We start from the raw sequence: 2,892 nt of genomic DNA, 5'->3' as shown, positions 1-2,892 counted from the left end.
GCCGCACGCGGCACCGTGGTCGAGCTCAACGCCCTGGCTGACGCGATCAAGGACAAGCACCTGATCGGTGCCGCCATCGACGTATTCCCGGTCGAGCCGCGCTCCAACGACGACGAGTTCGAAAGCCCGCTGCGTGGCCTCGACAACGTGATCCTGACCCCGCACATCGGCGGCTCGACTGCTGAAGCTCAGGCCAACATTGGTCTGGAAGTGGCGGAAAAACTGGTCAAGTACAGCGACAACGGTACGTCGGTGTCTTCGGTCAACTTCCCGGAAGTGGCGTTGCCTGCTCACCCTGGCAAGCACCGTTTGCTGCACATCCACCAGAACATTCCGGGTGTGATGAGCGAGATCAACAAGGTCTTCGCTGAAAACGGTATCAACATCTCCGGTCAGTTCTTGCAGACCAACGAGAAGGTTGGCTACGTGGTAATCGACGTCGACGCCGATTACTCCGACCTGGCGCAAGAGAAGCTGCAGACCATCAACGGCACGATTCGTAGCCGCGTGTTGTTCTAGGTTTTCTCAGCGTGAAAAAAAGGAGACCTTCGGGTCTCCTTTTTTATGCGTGCCGCCGAATATTACTGTGCAGGCTTATTTGCAATCCCTGTGGATGAATTCGGTCCCACAGGTTTTCGGTTATTTAACAGTAACGGTAATCTTTTTCGACTCAACCAATGGATCCAGCGGGATGTGGCTCTTGTCGCCCATGATCAACTGAAGGGTGTGTTTGCCGGGCGCCAAGGTGACTTCGGTTTCAGTCTGGCCTTTACCGAAGTGTTTGATGGTGTCCGTCTCTGGAATCGGTGCATCCAACGGCAGCGGGTCTTTCACATCGATCAGCAGATGGTGGTGACCGGTGTTAGGCACATCAACGCCAGCTGGCGCGACGCCCATGCCTTTCAGGCCAAACTGAATCTTGAAAGTCTTGCCCACGGTGGCGCCATCTTTCGGCGAGATAATGTATTCCTCGGCACCGGCAGGCGAAGCGGTTCGCGGCACATCAGCCGCAGAAGCCAAAACAGAAGCGCTCAGCAACAGGCCAGCAATAGCTACTTGTGAAAAGAAAGTCTTCATGGTTTCTCCGGGGGTTTAACGATAAATATCGGACCTGAAGCAACGACGTCGGTTCATTTAAAACTCAGAACGGATCATCGCCACGGCGCCGAAACCAGCCAGTCAGGGAAAGCCGCTCCCTAGATGACGGTAGCACCTCATGGGGTATTTCGCCGGACAGAAATACCACCAGACAACCGCCAATGGGCTGCACGTCATGTTCCACATCGCCTCTGAGGCTCATGCGCAATTGGCCACCATGTTCGGGCAACCATGACGGGTTCAGGTACAACACGGTCGAGACCATTCGACGATCGTCATCACGAAAGCGGTCAACGTGCTTGAGGTAAAACGCCCCCGGCGGATACAACGCGAAGTGGCTTTCGAAATCTTCCAGGCCCAGAAACAACCCGCAGTTGAGCGCTTGGCGCAGGCTGTCCATCAGTTCCAGATAACGGTCACAGGCATCCACTTCACCGGCTTCCAGCCACTGAATGCGATCGCCACGAATTCCTTCTCGAACTTCCTGAGCCAAGCCGCGACCCACGGCGGCAGGCGCAAGTTCGCCTTGTTCCGAACGCTTGCGGCACTCTGCGGCCAACTCAAGGGTCAGAGCTTCTGGTAAAAAAATGTTCTGCTGCGACCAACCGTTGGCGGCCAAGTCGTCGACGATTCGTAGCAACAGCGGGTGATCAGGGGGAATTCGCATGGATCGCATAGTATCCATACGCCTTGAAATTCGACAGAGCCCGCAAGCGAACGGGGCGTTAATACAGTGATAACTCGACAAATCCACGCAAGCGCATTGAGAATAGCGCCCTGCCGACAGGAGTCTTTATGCGTCGTTTGTTTTTTTTGTTGTTGATGTTCTGCACATTGCCCGCATGGGCAGACGGCCACGACCAGCTGTACAAGGTCGCCGGCTGGCCAGAACAACGCGCGCATTTTATTACAGCCCTGGATGCAGCTCAGCAGCGCTACCGCAATAGTTTACCGCCAGCGGTGTATCAGGCCTTGGTCAACAACAGCAATCAGCGTTTTGCGCCGCAAGCCATGGACCAGCGTGCCGAACAGGGTTTGCGCCAGGCCTTGCAAGACCCGATGCCAGCGCTGGCGTTTTTTCAGTCGCCATTAGGCCGCAAGATTGTCACCGCTGAACTGACCGCGACGCGTCCCGACCAACTGGCAAAAAACGCTCAGGGCCTCCCAGTTATAGACGCCAGCGCGACGCGCCAGTTGCTGATTGGCCATTTGGCGATGGCCTTGCCCGCTCGCGAAGCCGGGGCTGAAGTCAGCCTCGCCATTGCCGGCGTGGCGGCCGACAGCCTCAGCCAGATGATTCCAGGCCTGCTGGGCGGTGGTCAGGCGCAGGACATGCTCAAAGGCCAGCGTGAGCGCCTGATGCAGCAGATAGGCAATGACATGAACAACACGCTGCTCTACGTGTATCGCGACCTGTCCGACCCTGAATTGGAAGAGTTCGTTACCTTCGCTGAATCACCGGAAGGCAAAACGTATTACCAGGCCGCCTTGGCCGCCGTTCGCGCAGGATTGGCCGTTGGGCAAAGCACATCGAGCCTGGCGCCTGTCAGGTAGCTTAGATACCGCATCAAACCCCTTCCCGAATGAATTCGGTCCCACAGGTGCTCCCATTGGTACTGGGCGATACCCTGTGGGACCGAATTCATTCGGGAAGGAAGCCACGCGGTATATCAGAATGAAGCAGATCGAATCGCTCATTCAAAAACGCAAAATATTGCTCGCGTAACATTGGCAGTTCATTGGCCAGGTGGTGCCGCGCTTCGTCCAGCATGAAGATTTTCGGCTTGTCGAACT

4 protein-coding genes are annotated in these 2,892 nt (G+C 56.2%); 2 read left to right on the top strand and 2 right to left on the bottom strand.

Annotation, left to right across the window (positions count from 1 at the left end):
- Positions 1-519: NAD(P)-dependent oxidoreductase (locus M0974_RS22750; protein ID WP_297842123.1), on the top strand; the 519-nt coding region annotated here is incomplete at its 5' end.
- 120 nt (positions 520-639) lie between these two features.
- Here the strand turns inward: M0974_RS22750 and M0974_RS22745 are convergent.
- Together M0974_RS22745 and M0974_RS22740 are read right to left on the bottom strand one after the other, a co-directional pair.
- Positions 640-1,077, bottom strand: a complete 438-nt coding sequence (locus tag M0974_RS22745) for a DUF4399 domain-containing protein (RefSeq protein ID WP_297842120.1) — start codon at positions 1,075-1,077, stop codon at positions 640-642.
- A 64-nt stretch (positions 1,078-1,141) separates the two neighbouring features.
- Positions 1,142-1,774: a 2OG-Fe(II) oxygenase gene (locus M0974_RS22740; RefSeq protein WP_297842117.1), complete on the bottom strand. Its 633-nt coding sequence runs from the start codon at positions 1,772-1,774 to the stop codon at positions 1,142-1,144.
- A 119-nt stretch (positions 1,775-1,893) separates the two neighbouring features.
- Between M0974_RS22740 and M0974_RS22735 the strand changes: the two genes are divergently transcribed.
- Positions 1,894-2,652: a DUF2059 domain-containing protein gene (locus M0974_RS22735; protein WP_297842114.1), complete on the top strand. Its 759-nt coding sequence runs from the start codon at positions 1,894-1,896 to the stop codon at positions 2,650-2,652.
- Positions 2,653-2,892 lie beyond the last annotated feature (240 nt).

This window comes from Pseudomonas sp., from assembly GCF_026224925.1.
GTDB lineage: Bacteria > Pseudomonadota > Gammaproteobacteria > Pseudomonadales > Pseudomonadaceae > Aquipseudomonas.
This window is presented reverse-complemented; position numbering and strand designations above follow the sequence as displayed.